This is a genomic window from Brevibacillus panacihumi (genome assembly GCF_003710985.1).
Classification (GTDB): domain Bacteria; phylum Bacillota; class Bacilli; order Brevibacillales; family Brevibacillaceae; genus Brevibacillus; species Brevibacillus panacihumi.
In genome coordinates this window covers 17,835-40,346 of record NZ_RHHT01000027.1, presented here as the reverse complement: position 1 = coordinate 40,346, position 22,512 = coordinate 17,835, and the positions used below count along the sequence as shown (strand labels likewise).

Below are 22,512 nucleotides of genomic sequence, written 5' to 3'. Positions count from 1 at the left end.
TCTTTTACGCTCCTTATTCGATCTTCTTGCGGAAACGCAGCATTGCGACGATCAGGATGAACAGACAAAAAATCCCCATCCCCAACGTATCCTTCCAAAGCGAAGCCAGATCGACCCCTTTTAAAAAGATTCCCCGCAAAATCGCTAAAAAGTAGGTTAACGGGACAAAGCCTCCCAACCATTGTATCACGTACGGCATCGAATCGCGCGGGAACATGAAGCCGGACAACAGAACGCTGGGAAGAATAAAGGCAAATGCGATCTGCATGGCTTGAAGCTGCGTCTTCGCTACGGTGGAGATGAAAATGCCCAGGATCAACGTAGTCATCAGAAAGAGAATCGACAGGCTGACCAACAGCGGGACGCTTCCTTTGACAGGCACCCCAAACCAGTACGTGCCGACCAAGAGGACGAGGCAGAAGGAAAAAAGCCCGACGCCTACATACGGCGTAATCTTGCCCAGCATCAGCTCGAGTGGACGAATCGGAGTTACGATCAACTGCTCCATGGTTCCCCTCTCCTTTTCCCGTACAAGCGAAAAGGCGGTCAGAATCATGGTTACATTTTGCATGATCAACCCGATCAAGCCGGGAATGTTGAATACAATGCTTTCCATGTTGGGGTTAAACAACACGCGGGTGTTCAGTTCCATCGGAGGCTTGATCTCCCCCATTCCCTGTTTTTGCAGGAGCTTCTCCTGCAGGGCGATGGAGCGGTTTTGCACAATCAGCTGTGCATTGGATAACGCAGTTCGCGCAATATTCGGATCCGAGCCGTCAATCAGCAGCTGTATGGCGGCTGATTCGTTGCGGTCTCTTTTGCGTGTGTAGTCAGGCGGGATCACCAGCGCGACATTGGCGCTGCCGTCATCTAGCATCGCTTCAATTGCCTTGTAGCCACTCTCCTGGGCAATGACCTCGAAGACACGGGTATTGACGAATTGGTCGATCAACTCCCGGCTTTCGGCGGAGGGACTTTGATTCCATACCACCATCTTGATGTCGTTGACGTCCGTATTGACGGCATAGCCGAATAAAAACAGCATCATCAGGGGCATGACCAGCGCAATCGCCAGGCTGGGACGGTCCCGCTTGATCTGAATCACTTCTTTTTTGACTACGGACCAGTAGCGCTCCCAGACAAAACGCTTCATCGGACACCGCCCTCCCCGGCGCCAGCTTTGGCAAGCCGTTCTTCCTCCCGTTTTACCAGCTCGATGAACACATCCTCCAGGTTCCCGACTTCCATGCCGTCGATGAGCTCTTGCGGCGTACCCTGTGCCAGCAGATTGCCGAAAAAGATGAAGCCGATCCAATCGCAGGTCTGGGCCTCGTCCATGTAGTGCGTGGTGACGAGAACGGTAATCCCCTGCTTCGCCAGCTCATGAATGACGTCCCAGAAAATCCTTCTGGAGACCGGGTCTACTCCTGCTGTCGGCTCATCGAGAATCAGCAGCTCCGGATTGTGCAGCAGCGCGCAGGAGAGAGCCAGACGCTGCTTCCAGCCGCCGGACAAGGAGCCGGCAAGCTGCTTTTCCCTGCCCTTCAGGCCTGCCATCTCGATCAACTCGGCTTTGCGCTGTTTTCGCTGCGAGGAGCCAAGCTGATAGACTCCTGCGTAAAAGTCCAGGTTTTCTTCTACCGTAAGATCCTCGTACAGGCTGAACTTCTGCGACATATAGCCAATCCTTTGTTTGATCTCCTCGCTTTGCGTCATCACGTCATATCCAAGCACGGTACCGGTACCCGAGGTCGGCGTCAACAGGCCGCACAGCATCCGGATCGTAGTCGACTTGCCCGAGCCATTTGGCCCCAAAAACCCGTAGATCGAGCCTTTTGGCACGGAGAGGGTCAAGCTGTTGACCGCGACTCGCTGCCCGAAGCGTTTGGTCAATTGCTCACATTGAATGGCGACTGTCATTCTTCTCCCCCCTCGTCAGGCAAAAGCACGTCGGCCGGCATGCCCGCCTTGAGTTTATCCAGTCCTTCCGTGATGGTAATCGTAACGGCAAAGACCAGCTTCGTCCGTTCATCGGGAGTCTGCACGTTTTTTGGCGTAAATTCAGCCTTTTCCGCAATATGGGTGATGGTCCCAATAAACGTCTCGCCCGGATAGGCGTCCACTTGGATTCCAACCTGCTGCCCCTTGCTCACGCGGTTCAGCCTGTCCTCCGGGATGTACACCTTCAACTTGAGCTTATCTGCTTTCATCATTGCGAACAGATTGGCTCCTACTTTCGCCACTTCCCCTTCAGTAACAGAAGATCGCAGCAGGATGCCGTCGGCTGGCGCTGTGATTTTCGTCTTTTCCAGCTGCAATTCAGCTTGATCCAGCTTGGCCTGCGCCTGCTGCTGAGCTGCCAGCAGCGCACGAATGGCATAGCCTGTGCTGCCCTCCTGCAACAGGTCCAAATCTGCGACAGCTCCTGCCTGCTGCGCTGACGCAGTCTCGGTCTGCGCTACGGCGGCAGCGGCTTCTCCTTTGGCCGATTCGTACTGGGCTTCGGCGGAGGCAGCCTGTGCGGCCAGCTGAGCCACCTGTGTACGCGCCTGGCTGACCGCTTCCTGTTGTGTTTCTAAATCCTTCTTGGAGATCGCCCCTTTTTCAAACAGAGCAGTTGCCTCATGCAAACGGTTTTGCTGGAAGGCGAGGGTCTGTTCTGCCCCCTTCCACTGCGCCCTCACTTGTTCCAGTTGCTCCTGTGCCCGGGATATCCCGGCATCAGCCTGTTTTTTTCTTGCCTTGGCAACCTGGAGATTGGCGTCTGCCTGTTGGACTGCCGCGATGCCTTTTTGGATCGAAGCGTTGCGGGAACCGGCCTTGGCTTCCTCCCATTTTGCCGTCGATTGATCCAACAAGGCCTTTGCTTCAGCCGCCTGATGCTCGTATACACGCGGATCGATCTGAGCCAGCAGTTGCCCTTTGGTGACATGTGTTCCTTCCTCTGCCGCAACCTTCGTTACCAATCCGCCGACTTCAGCTACAATCGGCCACTCATCTGCTTCGATCGTTCCTGACAAGGCCGTTTCCTTCGTCTGCAGCCAGGTGCAGCCTGATAACGCCATAAGCAGAATGAAAATCAACAAGGAGAAAAGAAGACGTCTCATAAAGCCACCTCATCGCTAAAATATAATAGTGAGTAATCACTCATTTTATTGGGCAAAAGAATACCAGCGGAGACGCTGGTACCGGAATGTAATGATAAAGGTAATATCGGGACGAAAAGCGAGTGATTACTCACTTTTGATTATAGATTCTCTTTTTCAACTTGTAAATCCTCTTGTAGAGAAATGATGGCGGAGGTGTATCTCTCCCTCCGCCACCATGAAAAATCCGATCAGGAAATCCTTATAGAAAACCCGCCTGCCAGCAGATACAGATGGCTTTCGATCGATTGCTCGTCTTTGCCCGTGACTTGCTGAATCGCGCGCACGTACAGTCTCAACTGCTCCTCGTAGCGGCTGGTCATTTCCTTGATCGCCTGCTCCGTAGCTTCCGCTGCCAGCCAGTCGGTCTTGAAGTCGATGAGCAGCAGCCGTCCATCCGCTTCTTCGACCAGACAGTCGATTACCCCCTGCACGATGACTTGCTCCTGGCTGTCCTCGCCCAGCTCGGGCTCTACCTCCTGTGCCGGAATCGCCAGGGTAAACGGCAATTCCCGGTGGACAATCGGCGCTTGCTTCATCCTCTGACCAAGAGGCGTATGGAAAAATTGGGCGATTTGCGCCAAATCCACGGCCTTTGCCTGCTCCTCCGTAAGAAAGCGGTTGGCAGCCAGCGCGGCTATTTGTTCCTCCAGGTCCGCCAGATCCAGCGATCGACGCAAATCCAAATGCTGCATGATCAGATGCGTCAGCGTCCCCTTTTCCGCTCCGCTGAGGCGATTCTTCTTTTGCTCCAACAGGAACTGGGGCTTTTCTGTGATCGTCGGGAGGTTGACACCTTGACTGCTTCCGTTTGAGCGGGCACGACGTTTCAGTTCGCTGACACTCCACTTCGCTGCCACTTTCGGGGCGACCGGATGCGGCTCCCGCCAGCCGAGCCTTTGCTCTACCAGCTCCCTGGCCTTTGCATCAACCGGCCGATCCGCAATCGGCTTGCGTTCCGTCATCTGCTCCCAAATCGCCAGATCCTCGGCGGACGGCCCTGTCTGGGCACGCAGCGTTTCTGCCTGGTAAAAATGGAAGGACCAGATCGAATCATCCGGGATTGTACGCACCTGTACGGTCTCGCCACCCCCCTGTGTCGTGGGATAGGCACGCAGCGGTCCAGCTTCGGGATGGCGCAGCAATGCCCGTCCAACCCAGTCCAGATAGCCTTTTGCACGGGCCAAGGCTTCATCGCTCAGACGCTCCCCGTCATCCTGATTGCCCCATTCGCTGATGCTCTTTGCCAGATTTTTGGCTGAGCCGAGCAATACCAGCTTCTCTCGGGCACGCGTCAACGCCACGTACAAGACACGCATCTCCTCTGCCAGCAGATCGCGGCGCAATTGCTGGCGGATTCCCAGAGCCGCCATGCTCGGATACCGCACTTGCGAAGCTACATCCACCGCCATCGGCCCAAAGCCGAGATCTTTGTGCAGCAGAAATTGGGCTTTCAGATCCATCGTATTGAACTGCTTGCCCATCCCCGCCACAAAGACGACCGGAAACTCCAGCCCCTTGCTTTTATGAATTGTCATGATGCGCACCACGTCTTCGTTCTCGCCGACCGTTCGCGCTTCGCCGAGATCATTGCCCGCTTCCTGCATGCGGTCCACAAAGCGCAGGAAACGGAAGAGTCCACGATAGGAGCCTGCTTCGTACTGTCTCGCCCGGTCGTACAAGGCACGCAGATTGGCTTGCCGCTGCTGCCCATTCTCCAGCGCAGCCACGTAGTCGAGATAACCGGTATCCCGGTACAGGGCAGCGATCAGCTCTGACAGCGAACCTCTGCGCGCCAATGTACGCCATCCGGTCAGCCGTGTGAAAAATTCCTGCAGGTCCCGCTCCCATTTCCTCACTGCTGGCTTTTCTTGTACGTATTGCAGGACTGCTCGATGGAAGGGTCCTGAAGGATACGAAATGCGAATCTGTGCCAATTGCTCCTCTGTCAAACCGACGATCGCAGAACGCAGCACCCCCGCCAGCGGAATATCCTGCATCGGGTTGTCGATCACCCGCAGCAAAGAGAGCATGGTCTCTACCTCTGTCGTCGCAAAGTACCCGGAAGTCTGCTCTGCATGGACAGGGATGCCGGCAGCAACCAGCTCCTGCTGCATCGTCTCTCCCCATCCTGATGTAGCACGCAGCAGAATCACGATATCCCGGTATTCCAACGGTCTGATCCCGCCTGCCTTTTTATCGAACACAAGCAGCGGATCTTCCCCTTCCCCCGGCTCCATCCAGCGGCGAATCCTTCCGGCGATCAGACGTGCCTCCAATTGGGCAACGCTCGCTTCCTCCAAGGCTTCAGCGCGATCCGGCTCTGCTGTGGCTGCCTCCGCCTCTTCTCCTTGCGACACTAGTTCTGATGTAGCCTCTCCGCCTGCATCTGCCCGATCAATCAGATGCATTTCTACGCGCAATCGCTCCGGGTCCACATCAGGATACGCCGCACGGTTGATCAGCTCTGCGGATTGGTCGTAATCGATCTCGCCTACACCCGGCGACATGATCTGCCGGAACAAATAGTTGACGGCGTCCACCACCTCGCGCCTGCTGCGAAAGTTGGCCGCCAGATCGATTCGCCACCCCTCTGTTCCATGAGCTTCGGGCGTGTCTCCTTCGAGAAGGGCTTCTTCCTTTCTGTAAGCGAGATACTTGTCCAGAAAAAGCTGAGGCTCCGCCAAGCGAAACCGGTAAATGCTCTGCTTCACATCCCCCACCATGAAGCGGTTGGCTGCCCCATTCGTCACCCAATCGCGCGACACCATCTGGAGGATCGTCTCCTGCACCAGGTTGATGTCCTGATACTCGTCTACCAGAACCTCGGCGAATTGCTCCCGAAGCTGCAAGGCGACCCGGGAAGGCCGAAGCTCCCCGCTTTCATTGCTCTCGGTCAGGATGCGCAGGGCGAGATGCTCCAAATCGCCGAAGTCGACCAGGGAGCGATCCCGTTTGGCCTGCTGAAACGCTTCCCCGAACGAGATCACCAGACGGGCGAGCGTTTGCATATGCGGTGCCAACTGCTTCAAGTCCGCCAGGTATTGCTCGACCGACGTCGCAAAGTACTGCTCTTTCAAATCAGCCAATGCTTTTTTTGCATGGTTGCGCAGATTTTGCACCTGTTCCTTCAGGTCTGGATCGGTCCCTTTGACAGGCGGCAGTTTGGCAAAAACGACCGCTTGTACGGCCTGCTGTGCCCCTGCCCAGCCTTGACGGGTTGCCAGGCAGGCCCGCTGAATGGCGTCCGCCTCCGCCTCGAGCAAGGGGAGGTAAGCGGCTGGACCGTCCGCCGATGAGGCAAGAGCGACAGCCTGGCGCATTTGCTGTGCCATCCCTTCCAACTCGAGCGACAGGGAACGAAGCACGCTGCGTGCCCATTTCAGACTGTCCAGTCCCTTGCTCGCATCCACATCAAACATCTCCGCCGCGTGCGTCAGCCAGGCTGCTGGGGCCGGATGACTGCGTGAAAACTCGTACAGACGCAGCAGCAAGGTGACAAGAGCCTGATCGTCCTGACCATCCAGCATGACATCTGCCAAGGCATGAAACGCGGGATCCTGCTCATACCAAGTCTCTAACTGCTCTTCCAGAACATCCTGCCGCAGCAATTCGCCCTCCATCTGATCCGCGATGCGAAAATCAGGGTCGAGGTCGATCAGGTAGTAATACTGACGCAAAAGCCCCAGGCAAAACGAGTGCAAAGTCGTGATGGTAGCCCGTTGCAAGAGCGCAAGCTGACGGCGCAGATGGGGGGAATTCGGCTCTTCCGCCAAAGCCTTGCGCAGCGCTTCTCCAATCCGGTGGCGCATCTCGGCCGCAGCAGCATTGGTAAAGGTCACGACCAGCAATTGGTCTACGCCGATCGGATCATCAGTATCCATGATCCGCCGGATGATCCGCTCGACCAGTACAGAGGTTTTCCCGGATCCCGCCGCCGCTGCGATCAAAAGGTGATTGCCGCGCCGGGTGATGGCCTGCCACTGTTCATCTGTCCACTGCTCAGGCTTGGTCGGTGCTTGTTGCTTCGCCATCTCTATCCGCCTCCATTCCGCTGTTCTGCTGGGCGAGCATCTCCCAAATCTCCTTGTTGCTCCATTTCGACAGCAGGCGATGCTGATTGCCTCCCGTCTGTGCATCAAACTGGCAGACGGGCTTGTAGGTGCAGTAATCGCATGCCGTCATCGTTCCCTTGGTATAAGGCTCAATCTGAATATCGCCCTCTGTCATGCGGGTGCTGATCTCCTTCACCGTCTGACGGACGTACTCTGTCAACGCTCCGAACTGATCGGCAGTCGCTACAGAGGAACGAGAGGAGAGCGTGCCGTCTTTTTTGATCTCAAACGGCAAAAGCTCTGACGCCCCTTGCTCAATCTGAGCGTCCATCATTCGCGCCAGCTCTGGATCCGCCAGCATCAACCCCTTCATGCGAAGACGCTTGGCCCGTTCCTTCTCTGCCTCCTCGGCTGTCAGCATGCGTTTTGCCGTGACGAACGGATCCGCGACCTGATAATAAAAGACACCGCCCATCTCCGCCTTCCTGCCGAGCCACTTCTCCGAATTCGAGACCACCACATCGAGGTAGACGAGCAATTGCAGGTTCAGTCCGTTCCACACATCCGCGAGCTGCAAGGGCTTGGGGCTTGACTTGTAATCGATCACGCGCAGATAGGGAACCTCGCCGTCGAGAGACTGGTCCACCCTGTCGATGCGTCCAATCAACTGCAGCTCGACGCCGTTCTCCAGAGAGAGGGAGAGTCCCGGCAAATCGCCTTTTGGTCCAAAGGAAACCTCCAGTCCCACCGGGGCAAAACGACTGCGCTTGGCGTGTTCGCCCAAAACGTAGATCGCTCTGCCGACAGCCCGCTTCAGCTTGCCCGACAAGTAGCGATAGCGCGCGGTCCGAGTCAGGATGCTGCTTCGCGTCGCAGGCACGAGCTCTTCGACGACATCGCTGGCAAGCTGCATGCTGCTAGTCTCTGTCATGCGTCCCCATTCCAGGTTTTCTTCATTCATTTTTTCGACCGCCCGCTTCAATGAGGCGTGAAACAGCTCTCCCACATCAAAGCGTTCCAGCTTGTACTGCATCCGCTCTGCAAGCCGCAACCCATGTGAGGAAAAATGAGAGAACGGACACGAAGAGAATCGCTCCAATCGCGACACGCTCATCCTCAACTGCTGTCCGTACAAGCTTTTGCTCGTCTCTGCCTGCAGCTTTCTTGGCAGATTTAGATAGCGCAGGGCAGACAGCAGCCATTTTTCCCGTTCTGCGTCGGGGGAGGAACGCAAGAACCAGTCGTAGACCTCCCACCAAAAAACGGGCAGCTCCCCGCTCTTTTTCATCGCGCGGATCAAAGTCAAGAGATGGCTGAATACACGCTGCGGGTTCCCCAGCAAAAAAGCGTCCGCAGCCATTTCACCTGTCGGCTCGTTGTAGAAGATCTGGTGCTTGACCTGCGGCAGCACTTCCTGCACCCGATTGAACAAAGCCGCAGGCAGCAATGCTTTGCCCTCGTGATCTGCCAGAGCGCAGCTCAGCAGCAATCGCTCGGAGGGGCGGGTCAATGCCTGGTACAGCAAATAGGACTCTGCCATCAGCCGCTGCTTGGCTCCGGGGGCCAGCTCGACTCCGAGCTCAGCCAGACGCTCCCTCTCCGCTTCATCCAGAATGCCGTCCTCGCGCGGGCGCATCGGTATCACGCCGTCATTGACGCCCAATAGAAACAACGCCTTTACATCCGGCTGACGAGAGCGCTCCATCGAACCGATCAGTACCTGATCCAGCGCCGGCGGCACCAGGCCCATCTCGATCGTCTCCAAACCGCTGTCCAAGACACGGGCATAGGTGGACAGCTCCATTTGCTCCTCGCCCATCACCTCGACGATCTGATCCATCAAGGCAATCAAACCATTCCACACCTGTCCATGCACTTGAGCAGACTGCAGGTCTCCTTCCTGCTCCGCCTGCTTCTGCCAATGCTCTAGCTTTTGAGGTATGTTCAAGGCCGCGAGAAATTGATACAGAACCGTCGTCATGGCCCTGACATCTTCGCGCACCGCCCGCTTCATCTCATCTTCAAAATGCAGCAGAGGTGCTGCGTACTTCCGGCGCAATTGATCGATCCTGGCGTCCTCTTCCGCTCCTGCTTGGCCGCCAAAATGCCAGGGGGATTCCTCTGCCCACTGGTAGCCAAACACGCCGTGAGCCAGCACGTAATTTTCCAGCAGGTCGATTTCTTCACGCGCCGTCTCCTGCTCTTCGTCTGCCGCCAGCAGGTCTGTCTTTAGACAGCGGAATACAGCATCGTAGCGCCAGCGGTTCACGATCGCTTCCAATGCGGAGCGAACCAGCTCGATCAATGGATGATGCAGGAGCGTGCGCTTTTGGTCAAGGAAGTGAGGAATGCCGTATTCACTGAAAACAGCACTGATCTCATCGGCGTAAGTGCCGATCTCGCGCAGCAAAATCGCCATATCCCGCCAGCGGTACCCCTCTTCGCGGGCAAGCGAGAGGATCTTCAACGCGACAGCTTCCACCTCTGCGCGGCGATTGACAGCAGACAAGAGAGCTACTTCATCCGCACGCTGCTGCTCGGGGGCTTCGCCGGGATCTCCCCACTGGAAATAGGCGCTTTCCAGCTTGTTCAACCACGGACTTCGCGCAAAACGGTGCGGTGTAGTGAGCAGAAGCGGCTCACGGACAGTCACGCCATTTTCCCGGGCAATGGTTTTCAACGCCTGATAGGTCCGCCATGTCGGGTAAAAGAGACTTAGCTCGTCCAGCTGCTCGTCCCGCTCTTGCGGGTCCAGCGTCAGGGCAATCGTCACCTGGCGGGCATGGACCATCAATTGTTCGATCAGTCTCAGTTCCTGATTGGTAAAGCCGCTAAACCCGTCGATGAAGATTTCCGCCTGTCTGATGTAAGCAGAATCCCGCACCTTGCTTGCGACGCGGTTGAGGATATCCTCAGCATCACAGTAGCCTTCCGCCAGATAACTGTCATAGAGATTCATCACCAGCCGCAGATCACTGATCTTCTGATTCAGGCTGGACGTCCCCCATTCCAGGTTTTCCGAATGGGCAAAGCTCACGCCGTATGACTTGCACTCGCTGATCAGTCTGCCAAGCTGCGCGGCAAAGCCCGGTTGCAGCGCAGAACGGCCAAATACCTGCAATTCCTCACGATGCCGCTCCAGCAGCATGCGCAAGACCATGTTTTTCCCCAGATCATCCACCGGGACTAGGGTCAGATCCCCCAGCTCCTGCATCAACCGATGCGCCAGCCGGCCAAAGCTGAGCACCTGCGAGCCCATCATGCCGCCGTTCTCCGATTTGACCGCCAGTTCATACTCTGCCTGAAAACTGGCCTGTTCCGGGACGAGCAGGATCATCGGAGCGCCTAGAAGCTGTCCCTGACGCGTCTCTTTTATTCGTTTAAACAACTGCTCCTGGAGCGCCGCTGTCTTCCCCGTGCCAGCGCGTCCGAGTACGAATTGTACTGCCATGCTTCCCTCTCCTAAGCTATTCGATTTCCAGATGAATCCTGCTGCCCGCTCCCATCGGTTCGGCTGGCGTGATGACCAGTCGCCGCGGCATGCGTACGCGGATCTCCGGGACGTGGCTGATCACCCCGATCGTAAAGTCCTCCATCCGCAGCCGCTCCAGCGCGTCCATGACGGTCTCCAGCAGCTCTGGATCAAGCGTGCCGAAGCCTTCGTCGAGGAAAAAGAATTCCAGTCTTCCTCCGCGCATCTGGATTTCCATCGACAATGCGAGAGCGAGCGATAGAGAGGTCAGGAACGTCTCCCCGCCAGACAAGGTGCTGACCGGACGCCGCATTCCCCCTGCTGCTTCGTCACGCAGGACAAACTCTCCCTCGTCGCCAATTTCCAGCGCATAGCGGTTGGCGGTCATTTTCATCAGATGATAGGAGGCATCGCGAGCAATCGAAACCAGCTTCTCTTCAGCGATGAACTGGACGAATGCTTTTGCCTCAAACAGCTTTTTCAGCTCTTCCAGACGGCTCTGCTCGTCCATGCACTCCGCAAGCTGCGCTTGCAGCTCCAGCCATCTGCTGTGGTTTCGCTCCAAACGGTCTACATGTTCCTTGGCGACTGCCACCTGCTTTTGCGCCTCCTGGAAGGTGCGCTCCCACTCTTCCCAGCTCTCCTTGACCGTTAAAAACTCCTCTCGGGAGACAAAACGTCCGGCAATCGACTCGCTAAGCCGCTTTTCATCGTAGTGCAGTTGTCCTACCGCTTGCTCATAGGCCTGCACCTGCGCCTGGGCATGCTCCAAACCGTCTCTGCTGGCGTACAGCTCACGAACCAGGTCCAGATTTGCGATACTGCTGTGCTGCAGTGCTTGCTGCAGTCCTTCCTGCGCTTCCTGTCGCTGTTTGGTCAAAACCGCATACGCTTCCGAATGTTTCACCAGCGTGTTCTGCACCTGCTCCCGCGTCAGCGCGGCCGCTTTGCGTCTCTCCTCCGCCTTCAAGGCTGCCTGACGCAACCCTTCAAGCTCCTCCGCTATTTGACGCAATCCTTCCTGAGCCGGAATCCCCCCGGTACGCTCCTGCCATTGCGCATGCTTTTGTTCCCACATGCGCTTGCGATCCTCAACGCGCTCACGCAGGTTCCCTTCTCGTCCCTTTTGCTCCGCCTGTAGCTGTTTCGCCGTTTCGAGGGCTGCGATCAGTTCCGCACGCTGCGTTTCTTTTTCTGTGCGGATCTGCTGCAGCTGAGCCATTTGACGATCCATTCTGCTGAGTTCCTCATAGCGACGCTCGATATCCTCCACTGCCAGATCACCGCGTTTTGCATCCAGCTCCTCCAGACTGCGCCGGACCATCCCGTTTGCGCTCTCCAGTCGCTCTCTGCCATCCGCAAGCGACTTTTCCAACTGCTCCTGCAGGATTTGGCTTCGTTCCAAAAGACGCAGCAGCCCCGCCTCCTCCTCGCGCAATGCATCGATGTGCTGCGCAAGCCGCTCCCGCTCCTCCTTTGCCTGCTCACGGGCGGATTGCTTGGCCAGCAATTCCTTTTCCTCGCGCTGATAGACGGCCAACAGCTCGTCGAAGCCCTGTACCAGCCAAGGCTCCCCTTGACTGTGGCACTCCTGCCGGATGGCGCGGATTCTCTCCTCGATCCCCTGCTGTTCCTCCAAAAGTGCGCCCAATCGCTCAGCAAGCGCTGTCTGCTCGGCCCCCGCTGTCAGATAGGCCTCCTTTGCCAACCGCGCCTCTTGCTCGGCCTTGCGCAATGCCTCCTCTGCAGCCTTGATCCGCGTCCGCAGCATCTCGCCCTGTGAAGCAGCCTCGCCTTGTTCTGACAAGCCCTGCCCTCTGTGGATGTGATGGGTCGAACCGCATACCGGACATTCTTGTCCTTCCTCCAGCCGCTCCCGCAAAAAGCGAGCCATGTTTTCCTGCTGCCAATGCTCCCATTCCTGTCTGAGCGCATCCAGCAAGTCCTGCTGCTCTGTGGCCTGCTGCTCGTTCTCCCGGGCCACTGCTTCCAGCCGATTCAGCTTCTCCTGCGTCCGCTCCCGCTCTTGTTCCAGCTTCTCTTTTCGTGCCTGCAAAAGCTCCTGCTGCTGCAGCTGTTCGCGCCATTGCCGTCCCGCCTGCCTCATCTCTCCAAGGACGAGCCGCGCCTGCTCCCACTCGCTGTCACTCAGGCTGGGTTTCGCTTCCAAAACGCTCCATTGCTCTCGCGCCTGCTTCAAACGTCCGGCGCATTCCTCCCAGCCCTGACGATGCTTTGCCGCCTCTTCGGCAGTGCTTTTCAGTTGCTCTTCCAGCGCAGCCAATTCCGCTGCCAGCTCCTGCTGCTTCGCGGCCTCCCTGCCCCATTGCTGCTTGGCTTCACGAGCCGCATTGACCTGATCGCGCCACTCCGGGGTCACGCTGACTGCCCTGATCTGCTCGTCCAGTCGCCTGCACTCCTGCTCCCAGGCCTGCAAGGCAGCTGCATCCTGCGCCAGTCGAGACTCGGTCCCTTTCAAGGCCGCCTGAATCTCCTGCCATTCCCTCTCCAGGCTCGTCCATTCCGTACGAAGGCGGGACATCTCGGCTTCCCATTCCGCGGCTTGCGTCAGCCTGCTCTTTTGTTCGTGCAAATCCGGTTCCCGAGCAGCAAGTTTCGTCTGGGCATTCCGTGCTTCCTCTTCGGCTTCCTGCCATGCGAGATCGGCGCTTTCCTGCTCCTGCCGGCTTTTTTGCAAGGAAATTTCGGTCGCATGCCACTCCTCGTCGAGCCGTTCCCATTGCTGAAGCATCGGCCACAGACGGATGCTCGACTCCCAGCTTTGGATTTTTGCTCTCCACGCTGCCATCTCGTCCTGCCTTGCAGCCAAAGCCGCCATCTGCGATTGGACACGCTCCCGCTCTTGCAGCCACGCGTAAAGCTGTTCCAGCTCCTTGAGCTTTTGGGCAAGCTCCTCTTTCTGCTCGCGATACGCCTGCTCCTTTTGCGCAGCTTCTGTCCAAATCTGCTGCGCTTCCTCCAGCGCCTCAGGACCCGCTTCCCCTAATGCCGCCATTTCCAATTGCAGTTGATGCATGTGCTCCTTGGTTTTATCCAGCCCATGCCGTACGCGCTCGCTCAATTTTTCTCCATAAATATGTAATTGGAACATGCGCTGCAGCATCTCATTGCGCTCGCTGCCTTTCAGCGTCAAAAACCTGGAGAATTGCCCTTGAGGCAATACGACCGCACGGGTAAAATCCTGCAAGGTAAGCCCGATCAGCGACTCCACTGCTGCTGTCGCGGCGGTCGCCTTGGATTCAAGAACGACATCCTCTTCGCCAGTCAAGTGGCCCAATTGAATCAGACGCACCTCGGGCTGGCGTTTATTTCCTTTTTTATCCAGACCGAACTCCCGCTCTACCGTGTACTGGCGGCGATTGCTCCCTTTGCCCAGCTCGAAGGTGAAGGAGACGAAGATGCGCTGCTCCAGCTGGTTCAGCACTTCCTTCGGGTGATTGCCCCCGCCGAGGCGCACGACTTGTCCGTAGAGCGCAAGCGTAATCGCATCCAAAATGGTGGACTTTCCGCTTCCTGTCGGTCCAAAGATCCCGAACAATCCAGCCTGACAAAGCACTTCAAAATCAATTTCCTGCATTTCGCGGTAGCTGTGCATCCCAGCCAGCTTCAATCGGATCGGTTTCACTTACGCTTCCTCCTCTCTCCCTGCCTCCGTCTCCAGCAGCAAACGCTGAAACATCGCGACCAGCCGTTCATCAGGCCTGGCCCCTCTCTTGCGTTCATAGAAGCGGCGAAACAGCTGGTCCGGAGTCAACTCCGTCAATTTCGCTTGAGCTTCCAACTCTTCTGACTCTTCGCGGTCCTCTCGCACGACGACCCGCTGAATCTTGAGAAAATCGTCGCTCAGCTTGCGCAAACGCTGAAATTCCGCTGGATCAATCACATCCGAGACGTGAATCTCCAGGTCAATCCAAGCCCCGGCGTCCCTGCCTTCTGCGAGCCAGCGTTCCACCTGTTCGATCCCCTCTGTCGCCTTCCAGCGGGCCAGCGGTCTGCCGCTCGTCAAATAGAGGATTTCTTCGCGCACCTCTTGACCCGGCTCGATCTCGACCAAGACGACCGCTTTGCTCTGGCCCGCCTCGGAAAAGCTGTAGCAGAGCGGCGATCCGCTATAGCGAACAAGCGGCTTCTCCCGCAGCTTTTGCAGGCGATGCAGATGCCCCAGCGCGACATAATCGGCATTTTCCGGAAATGCCTGTGTCGAGACAGTCATCGCTCCCCCGATCTGGATCGGCCGCTCTGATTCCGTCTCTGCTCCGCCCATTACGAACAGATGGCTCATCACCAGATTGACGGTATCTTCGCGAAAGTGAGCGGAAAGCTCGTTCAGCAGCTTGCCGATTCGGTCCGAGAACGCAAGCTGCATCTCTTCCTGCGTAAAGCTCTCGCTCAGCAGTTCCTTCAGACGGGATTCCGACGGATAGGGCAGAGCCAGAATGACGGCATGATGCTCGCAGCCTGGCACAGCCAGCTCCAGCCAGGACGGCCCTCCTTGGACAATCTGCACGCGATCAGACGCGGATACAGGCTCCTCGGGCAGCAAAGGCGCTTCCTTGGGCAGCCCCAACAGGACGATCCCGTGTTTTGCCGCCAGCGGTGCGGCTGCGCGGACACGTTCCGGCTGGTCGTGATTCCCCGCTATGACCACGACGCCGCGGCACCCTCCGCCGGACAACCGTTCGATTGCTTCGTAAAAGAGCTCCTCCGCCCAGGCAGGAGGATTGACCGAATCGTATACGTCGCCCGCAATCAATACCAGATCCACCTGACGCTCCTCCGCAATCCGGCAAATCTCTTCCACGAAAGCCGCCTGCTCAACTCTCCGGTCACGCCCTTCCAACTGACGTCCAAAATGCCAGTCGGCTGTATGTAAAATGCGCATTCCCTCCACCGTCCCATCACGATCATGTGTTTGCTTTTATTGTAACAAAAGATAGACGCAGGCGCGGGTTGAAATTTCGCCCACATACGTAACTTTTCGCGCTGATCAGGCGTCTACTAAGCATCAGCCTTTGGAAGGAGCCGTCTATTCTTGCCTAAGAAAAAAACAGCCATCGCCGTCGCCGGTCTTGCTTTGTTTGCGATCGCCCAGATCCTCCCGATCACTTCCCTGTCTGCCTCTGTCCCTGCCCCTGTCACGAATCCAGCTGCACTTGTGGACTCACCCAGACAAGAGGTCATGGACTGGATCAATGAACAAGCAAAAGACCCGGTCACCACAGATTCCTTTCAATTCCAAACCGTCAATCTCGACGACGATGACGATATGGAAATCATCGCCAAGCATAATGGAGCCGTCCACATCGGCAGCTTCTACGTTCTGGATCGCCAAGCAGATGGCAGCTATAAACTGATCGCAGAGAAATCCTGGAATGTGCCTCGCTTTCAACTGGACCGCTGGGATACGACGCGATACGAAGACACTTCGGAATGGAACAGCCAGCCTGTCCAAGAGCTTGGACGCGTAGCCGGCAAACGCCTCTTTGAAACGATAAACCGGACTGGCGGCTCCGGCGTGGACATCCTCGAAGCCCATCTCTGGTACCTGCAGGACGGAAAACTCGTCGAGGCGTGGAGCGGCACGCTCCAGGGAACCTCCTCCATTCCTGGCGGCCAGCTTATCCAGATGGCAGGAAGCTACCAGCTGGTTGGCGCGGATACGGAGCATCCACTGCTTTACACCTGGCAAACAACCCAGGAGCTGGACCCTGACACTGGACTTCCGCTCTCCAAAAAGGCGGAAACGACGACCGAGATTCTCTCTTGGAACAATGGCGCCTTCCAAAAAGCGCCGCAAAAATAGCAGCAAGCCGCTTCCTCCATCAGAAGCGGCTTGCTGCGTTCGGTCTTATTTCAGCGTTTTTTTGTCCCGCGGTGATTTCAAGGACTGCAGGCACATGTAGCACATGACGCCGAACAATATCGTAATCACCATAGAGTGGAACAGCGTCGTGTACAGATGGAGCCTGGACAAAACCAGCACACCGCCGCTTACGACCTGCACCAGGATCAGGACAAAGGACAAGATGCTTGCGCCGTACAGATCACGCCTAGTCTGTTTGAAGTGGCGCATGGCGTAGATCATGATCCCCAGCAGCAAGACTGCCAGCAGCAGCGCTCCCAGTCTGTGAACAAAAGCGATCCCGGTCTGACCGGAAAGCTCAGGAATCAGCTTGCCCTCACACAAAGGCCAGTCGCTGCAGCCCAAGCTGGAGCCGGTGTGTCTCACGTACGCGCCGAGATATACCACACCGTAGGCGTAAATCGTCGCGCCCCAGATCCAATTGCGAAACTTTTGCGTCACCGGTCCCTGCACCATCCGCTCCATCTTTTCGCGTTGCAAAACAAACAGCGTCAGCAAAAAAACACCGCTGAAGGCAAGAAGCGAAAAGCCGAAGTGAAGGGCCAGCACGGGAGAGGATTGCGGCCAAATGACGGCAGAAGCGCCCAACAGCGATTCGACCACAATAAAAAACAACCCGAAGATGGCGAGACTGCGAACTTCACGATTGCCGCGGTAAGCGCGCCAGCATAGCACAGAGAAAACCACGACGATAATCCCGGCAATTCCGGTAATGAGTCGATGCGAGTATTCGATGATGGAAGCCAGTGTGTATTCCGGCACCCATTTGCCGTTGCACAAAGGCCAATCATTTCCGCATCCCAATGCAGAATCCGTTTTGGTTACCAGCGATCCGGCAACCATGACGATGAACATGACGATCGTAGAGAGAACCGCTAACGGCTTCAGCCATTTTTCCATAGTCGCTACACCCTGTTTCTGTAGAAGGTTCGAGGATCAGCATCCGCTGCCTCCAACATCTGTCCCTTCCTACGATAGTGAAACATCCCCTGCTAAGCAAGGGATGTTCAGTGAACATTTCGTGATGGTTCCGTGTCAATAATGGTAAACCATCGTACTGACAACAATGGCTACGCAGAAGATCGTCAAATACAGAATCGAGTAGCCGAACAGCTTTTTCGCCCAAGCCAAATCATCCTTGGCGTGGAAGCCCTGATAGAGCAGCACAACATAGAGCAGGCCCATGATACCCATGACGATCAGGTAGACGTATCCGACGCTGCCATGCAAAAACAGCAGCAAGGATGCCGGAAACAGCACCGAACCCCAGAGGAACATTTGCCGCTTGGTTTCGGCAAAGCCTTTGACGACAGGCAGCATTGGCAGGTTGCCTGCGCGATATTCTTCCGTCTTCATCATCGCCAATGCGAGGAAGTGAGGCGGCTGCCACAAGAACAGGATGAGGAAGAGCAGCCAGCCGGTAAAGTCCATCGTCCCAGTCACTGCTACCCAGCCGATTACTGGCGGTACAGCACCGGAAACCCCTCCGATGACTGTATTTAAAGTCGTTACGCGCTTCAGCGGTGTATAGATCAATACGTAGAAAATATGACCAATCAGTCCCCAAACGGCTGCCAATGGATTAGCGTACACAGCCAGGATAGCCAACCCAAGAAGCAACAAGCCGATTCCGGTAATCAAAGCGTTCCGGGCGGATATGCGCCCTGTGGCAACAGCACGATTTTTGGTCCGTTGCATTTTTTTGTCCAGATCGCGGTCATAAAAGTTGTTTAACGTACAGCCCGACATGATGACGAGCGCTGTCCCGATCATGGTCAAGATCGCAAGTTTCCAGTTTGGAAAACCAAAGGAAGCTAGCCAAAGGGCCGCAAATGTGGTCATCATGTTGGAGATGGTAATGCCCGGTTTTGTCATTTCCACATAGTCGCGCCAAGTGGCCTTTTCCACCGGTTGTGCCTGCATGGGTGTGTCGCTGTTCAGCGATTCCTGCATCGTCACTTGCTGATCCACGTTGTATACCTCCTATCAGAATCTATCTGTAAAGACGAATGTCCCCTCGTTCAAACGGCAAACTATGTTTCATTTTAGCCAATGCCCAAGAATGTAGTCAACTTGTATAGACTGCCCATTACCAGCCAAAAATCACATCGAGGACGCCGGTAGTCTCACCGCCGGGGTAAATCAAATACAGCAGCGTGTACACGGTCACTCCCGTAATGGCGGTCACCAGCCAGATAACGGATGTCCAAGGACCGATCTTTCTGTGCTTGTCATAACGTTTCTTGTACGCGTAGTTGAGTGTGACCAGCCCCATTACGCCCCCAACCGTAGCCAGGATAATGTGGAAGATCAGAAATACCTGGTAGATGACACGAATATTGTCCGGACCGCCGAAGAGTGTGTTCCCGACAAGAGCCGTGCGTGATACATATGTGATGAAGAAAATCGTAGCGCAAATCGCTGCCCATTTCATCAGCTTCATATGTCGTTCGATATTTTTTTTGGCGATCGCGTACCAGCCGAACGCTACCAGAATTCCACTGATCGCAATAAAGGATGTACTGATCGTGGGCAACAAGATGGCCATTATTCTACACCTCATCTGTTCTCTTTTTCTATCCGCTGACGCGAGCTGGCAAGCTCTCGCCGCAATGGTAGTCTATTAAAAAGGGTACCCTGTATTCATTCTCCATTATACCGTTGTTTTCGCCAATGTTCTCACATCAAATTGAACAAAGTGTTGACAAATGTGACGAAAAAAAAGGAAGAGCCGGACAATCTTGTCCTGAGCTCCTCCCATTCTAGCAGAACCTTTTTACAAACCAAAGGAAACGAATTTGGTCTCCAAATATTCATCCATCCCGAAGTGTCCGCCTTCGCGACCAATTCCGCTTTCCTTGAAGCCGCCAAACGGCGCTTGCGTCTGTGTCGGGGAGCCGTCATTGATCCCGACAATCCCGTATTCCAGCTCTTCCGCCATGCGGAAGCAGCGCTGGTTGTCGCGGGTGTAGACATAGGCTGCCAGACCGTAGCGCGTGTCATTCGCCTGACGGACGACTTCTGCCTCATCCGTAAAGCGGACGATTGGCACGACTGGTCCGAACGTTTCTTCATAAGTAATTTTCATGTCAGTGGTCACATTGGAGATGACCGTAGGCTCACAGAAGAAGCCTTTGGCGTAATCGCCCTCTGTCATTCTGTTGCCGCCGAACACTACTTGAGCGCCTTTGTCTCTGGCATCCTCAATATGCTCCAGAACCTTGTTCAAAGCGCGTTCATTGACGAGCGGTCCGATTTCGGTCTCCTTCTCGCGTCCGTCTCCCACCTTCGCCCGCTTCAGGCGCTCGACGAGCTTCTCCGTGAAGGCATCCGCCACTTCTTCGTGTACGTACAGGCGATTCGTGCAAATGCACATTTGGCCGGAGTTGCGGAACTTGCTCTCGAACAAGCCCTTTACAGCCGCATCCAGATCCGCATCTGCAAAGACGATAAACGGCGCGTGACCGCCTAGCTCCATGCTGACGCGCTTCACTTGCTTGGCTGCCCCTTCCATCAGCAGCTTGCCGACGCGGGTAGACCCGGTGAAGGCGATTTTGCTCAGCTTCGGATTGTCCAGGAACTCCCCACCGACGGATTCCGCGTTTCCGACAACCAGGTTGACGACGCCTTTGGGGAACCCGGCTTGCTCGATGAGTTCAAACAGACGCACAGCGGTTAAAGGTGTGCTCTCCGCTGGCTTGAGGACGACAGTGCAGCCCGCTGCCAGTGCCGGGGCGATTTTGCGCACCACCATGTTGATCGGGAAGTTCCAGGGAGTAATCGCCCCCACGACCCCAACAGGCTGGCGCAGGACCATGATCCGCTTGTTCGCCACGGAAGAAGGAATGGTTTCTCCGTACACGCGTTTGGCTTCCTCCGAATACCAGACGAAGTTGTCGACAGCGCCCAGCACTTCTCCCTTTGCTTCTCCCAGAGGTTTGCCCATCTCGGCAGAAATCAGCCCTGCGAGCTCATCTCGGTTTTTGCGGACCAATTCAGCCAGCGTGCTCAAATATTTGGAACGTTCACGAGCTGTCAGGCGAGACCAGCTTTGGAAAGCTTCGTGCGCGGCATCAATCGCCTTTTTGGCTTCTCTTGCGTCACCGAACGAGACTGTGCCGACTTGCTCACATGTCGCCGGGTTGATGACCGCCAAGGTTTCCCCGCTCTCGGCAGAGACCCACTCTCCATTGATATACATTTGCTTGCTTTCTCCCATGACTTTTCGCTCCTCTCAATCTTTCAATAGATAGGTTTCAAGGCTTCAAACGGATTTTTGCAGTGTCGGCAGTACAAGATGCTGCGGCATGCTGCTGGACCGAAAAGATTTTCAATCTGTGTAAAAGGAGAATCACAATACGGGCATTTCACTTCCCACGAATCTCCCGGCTTGTAATTAAACGGCGGCGGCGCGATGCCGAAGCTGCGCAATTTGTCCCTCGCCTCTAGCGCGATGCGGTCTGAGGTCCAGGCCGGATCATAGATGAAGTCGACTTTGACCTCCTCGATTCCCTCTGCCTCCGCCAGCTTTTCTGTAATGTTTTTTTTCATGATTTCAAGGGCAGGGCAACCGACAAAGGTAGGGAGTACCTCCACCTTGACAATGCCCCCTTCTGCCTGCACCCGATGAATCATGCCCATCTCCACCATGCTGATCACCGGAATTTCCGGGTCTTTGACTTCCTGCAGCAGTTCCCAGCATGTCGCTTCCAGTCTCTCGTCGATTTGATTCAGGTCTTGCGCCATGCCATTCACCCCTTTTACCAGCTCGCAGCCGGATCGATGCGATATACTTCGGACAAGGTAGCTACAGCCTGTTCCAGGTCGGCGGTATGCTCGCCAGCCCGCCCACGCTCTGACGCAGTTCCTGGTTCTCCCGGCCAGTTCAATCCGGCACTTTGGAAAATCTCCCTGGTTTTCGCCAGCCATTTTTGGCGCAGTATTTCTTCGCCTGCAATCAAACCGAAGCGAACGATTTGCTCCTTGCTTGGACCCAGATCGCTGAGTTCACCCGCGTCCTGCCACACCTTGGCAATCGCCGCTTCCAGTCTTTGCCGGGCATCCTTCGTGCTGTTCGCCAACTGATTCAGCCACACCTGCCAGTGCATCAGATGGTAGCGATGCTCGGTCATCATCTTGCGGCTTACCTGTGCGAGCGGCACATACGTGGATTGCTGCAACGCTTCCAGGCGGACTTGCTTGTACAGGCCGTATACATAACTGCGGACAATCGCATACGCCCAGTCATAATGAGGATTGTCGTTATACTCTCCAGCGCCATTTTTGCGCTCGACCAGAATGGCATTGCGGAAGTCCTTCGCCTCTCGAAGCTGTGCGATATCATCCGCTTTTCCAAGTCCCAGCGACTCCAGCATTTCATAAAACATGACGGCGTGACCCATCATATCCTGGGACATCGAGGAAAAGGCGACATCTTCTTCGATGTGAGGCGCCAACCCCAGCCATTCCGATCCCCGGTAAGCCAGAATGAAATCGTCATCGGCAAGCTGGAACAGGAGGTCAGCCAAGGCTTGCGCGTATTCCTGATTTTGCTTTGCTTGCTCTGCTGTTTCTATGAGTACTCTATCGGCCATGATTGCTTCCCTCCCGCTTAGCTGCCGCTCTTCGCTTTTTGCTGCTGTTCTTCATAACGCTCTTTGTGCTTGCGCCATCTCGCCTGCAGATCTCCGTAGCCTTTGGTCTCCCGATAGCTTTTGTTATCGAGCCGCTCCAGGAACGGGCGCTCTTCTGGAGACAGGCCGTAGATATCGTCCCGTTTGACGACCCAAAGATTAAAGCAAGGCTCGCGCCGCAGAAAGTTCTCTCTCGCCATCGTCAGCGCCACTTCCTTGTTCGGCGCCAGCAGGCTGAACTGATGGACGAATGAGGATGTCACGTTTTTCTGGCTGAATACCTCATAGATGTCAAAATCCTTTTTTGCTTCTGTACCCATTT

General features: G+C 55.9%; 15 protein-coding genes. 1 reads left to right on the top strand and 14 read right to left on the bottom strand.

From position 1 onward, the window contains the following. Nucleotides 1-13: 13 nt before the first annotated feature. The 7 genes from EDM58_RS12685 to EDM58_RS12655 form a co-directional block, all read right to left on the bottom strand. The gene (locus tag EDM58_RS12685) at nt 14-1,153 is read right to left on the bottom strand and encodes an ABC transporter permease (RefSeq protein ID WP_023558438.1); all 1,140 of its coding nucleotides are present in this window, start codon (nt 1,151-1,153) and stop codon (nt 14-16) included. After that, complete coding sequence (locus EDM58_RS12680; protein WP_122913661.1) at nt 1,150-1,920, bottom strand: ABC transporter ATP-binding protein; 771 nt, start codon at nt 1,918-1,920, stop codon at nt 1,150-1,152. The genes EDM58_RS12685 and EDM58_RS12680 overlap by 4 nt, the downstream gene beginning before the upstream one ends. Beyond that, nucleotides 1,917-3,107, bottom strand: coding sequence for an HlyD family secretion protein (locus tag EDM58_RS12675; protein ID WP_122913660.1), 1,191 nt, complete (start codon nt 3,105-3,107; stop codon nt 1,917-1,919). The genes EDM58_RS12680 and EDM58_RS12675 overlap by 4 nt, the downstream gene beginning before the upstream one ends. Nucleotides 3,108-3,337: 230 nt before the next feature. After that, nucleotides 3,338-7,180, bottom strand: a complete 3,843-nt coding sequence (addA, locus tag EDM58_RS12670; protein ID WP_122913659.1) for a helicase-exonuclease AddAB subunit AddA — start codon at nt 7,178-7,180, stop codon at nt 3,338-3,340. Continuing rightward, the gene (addB, locus tag EDM58_RS12665; protein ID WP_122913658.1) at nt 7,149-10,652 is read right to left on the bottom strand and encodes a helicase-exonuclease AddAB subunit AddB; all 3,504 of its coding nucleotides are present in this window, start codon (nt 10,650-10,652) and stop codon (nt 7,149-7,151) included. Before addB ends, addA begins: the two co-directional genes overlap by 32 nt. A 16-nt stretch (nt 10,653-10,668) precedes the next feature. Then, entirely contained in the window at nt 10,669-14,319 is a 3,651-nt protein-coding gene (locus tag EDM58_RS12660; protein ID WP_122913657.1) for an AAA family ATPase, read from the bottom strand. Then, on the bottom strand, nt 14,320-15,576 hold the full coding sequence (locus EDM58_RS12655) for an exonuclease SbcCD subunit D (protein WP_122913656.1): 1,257 nt from the start codon (nt 15,574-15,576) through the stop codon (nt 14,320-14,322). It lies immediately after the preceding gene. A gap of 150 nt (nt 15,577-15,726) precedes the next feature. Between EDM58_RS12655 and EDM58_RS12650 the strand changes: the two genes are divergently transcribed. Beyond that, on the top strand, nt 15,727-16,497 hold the full coding sequence (locus EDM58_RS12650) for a hypothetical protein (RefSeq protein WP_122913655.1): 771 nt from the start codon (nt 15,727-15,729) through the stop codon (nt 16,495-16,497). Nucleotides 16,498-16,542: 45 nt separating this feature from the next. Here EDM58_RS12650 and EDM58_RS12645 read toward each other — a convergent pair whose 3' ends face one another. The 7 genes from EDM58_RS12645 to paaB form a co-directional block, all read right to left on the bottom strand. Then, nucleotides 16,543-17,457 (bottom strand): COX15/CtaA family protein, encoded by a 915-nt coding sequence (locus EDM58_RS12645; protein WP_122913654.1) that lies wholly within the window; start codon nt 17,455-17,457, stop codon nt 16,543-16,545. Between the two features lie 135 nt (nt 17,458-17,592). Beyond that, nucleotides 17,593-18,528, bottom strand: coding sequence for a heme o synthase (cyoE, locus tag EDM58_RS12640; RefSeq protein WP_023558447.1), 936 nt, complete (start codon nt 18,526-18,528; stop codon nt 17,593-17,595). A 118-nt stretch (nt 18,529-18,646) separates the two neighbouring features. Further along, nucleotides 18,647-19,105: a DUF420 domain-containing protein gene (locus EDM58_RS12635; protein ID WP_023558448.1), complete on the bottom strand. Its 459-nt coding sequence runs from the start codon at nt 19,103-19,105 to the stop codon at nt 18,647-18,649. Nucleotides 19,106-19,333: 228 nt separating this feature from the next. After that, nucleotides 19,334-20,776 (bottom strand): NAD-dependent succinate-semialdehyde dehydrogenase, encoded by a 1,443-nt coding sequence (locus EDM58_RS12630; RefSeq protein WP_122913653.1) that lies wholly within the window; start codon nt 20,774-20,776, stop codon nt 19,334-19,336. A 23-nt stretch (nt 20,777-20,799) separates the two neighbouring features. Continuing rightward, a complete protein-coding gene (gene paaD, locus EDM58_RS12625; RefSeq protein WP_122913652.1) occupies nt 20,800-21,303 on the bottom strand; it encodes a 1,2-phenylacetyl-CoA epoxidase subunit PaaD in 504 nt (167 codons plus the stop codon). A 14-nt stretch (nt 21,304-21,317) separates the two neighbouring features. After that, nucleotides 21,318-22,151 (bottom strand): 1,2-phenylacetyl-CoA epoxidase subunit PaaC, encoded by an 834-nt coding sequence (gene paaC, locus EDM58_RS12620; protein ID WP_122913651.1) that lies wholly within the window; start codon nt 22,149-22,151, stop codon nt 21,318-21,320. A 17-nt stretch (nt 22,152-22,168) separates the two neighbouring features. After that, complete coding sequence (gene paaB / locus EDM58_RS12615; RefSeq protein ID WP_122913650.1) at nt 22,169-22,510, bottom strand: 1,2-phenylacetyl-CoA epoxidase subunit PaaB; 342 nt, start codon at nt 22,508-22,510, stop codon at nt 22,169-22,171. Nucleotides 22,511-22,512 lie beyond the last annotated feature (2 nt).

Bases quoted from the DNA above. Each gene is read 5' to 3' on its own strand.
- EDM58_RS12685 (WP_023558438.1), bottom strand. From the start codon at position 1,153: ATGAAGCGTTTTGTCTGGGAGCGCTACTGGTCCGTAGTCAAAAAAGAA.
- EDM58_RS12680 (WP_122913661.1), bottom strand. From the start codon at position 1,920: ATGACAGTCGCCATTCAATGTGAGCAATTGACCAAACGCTTCGGGCAG.
- EDM58_RS12675 (WP_122913660.1), bottom strand. From the start codon at position 3,107: ATGAGACGTCTTCTTTTCTCCTTGTTGATTTTCATTCTGCTTATGGCG.
- addA (WP_122913659.1), bottom strand. From the start codon at position 7,180: ATGGCGAAGCAACAAGCACCGACCAAGCCTGAGCAGTGGACAGATGAA.
- addB (WP_122913658.1), bottom strand. From the start codon at position 10,652: ATGGCAGTACAATTCGTACTCGGACGCGCTGGCACGGGGAAGACAGCG.
- EDM58_RS12655 (WP_122913656.1), bottom strand. From the start codon at position 15,576: ATGCGCATTTTACATACAGCCGACTGGCATTTTGGACGTCAGTTGGAA.
- EDM58_RS12645 (WP_122913654.1), bottom strand. From the start codon at position 17,457: ATGGAAAAATGGCTGAAGCCGTTAGCGGTTCTCTCTACGATCGTCATG.
- EDM58_RS12635 (WP_023558448.1), bottom strand. From the start codon at position 19,105: ATGGCCATCTTGTTGCCCACGATCAGTACATCCTTTATTGCGATCAGT.
- EDM58_RS12630 (WP_122913653.1), bottom strand. From the start codon at position 20,776: ATGGGAGAAAGCAAGCAAATGTATATCAATGGAGAGTGGGTCTCTGCC.
- paaD (WP_122913652.1), bottom strand. From the start codon at position 21,303: ATGGCGCAAGACCTGAATCAAATCGACGAGAGACTGGAAGCGACATGC.
- paaC (WP_122913651.1), bottom strand. From the start codon at position 22,151: ATGGCCGATAGAGTACTCATAGAAACAGCAGAGCAAGCAAAGCAAAAT.
- paaB (WP_122913650.1), bottom strand. From the start codon at position 22,510: ATGGGTACAGAAGCAAAAAAGGATTTTGACATCTATGAGGTATTCAGC.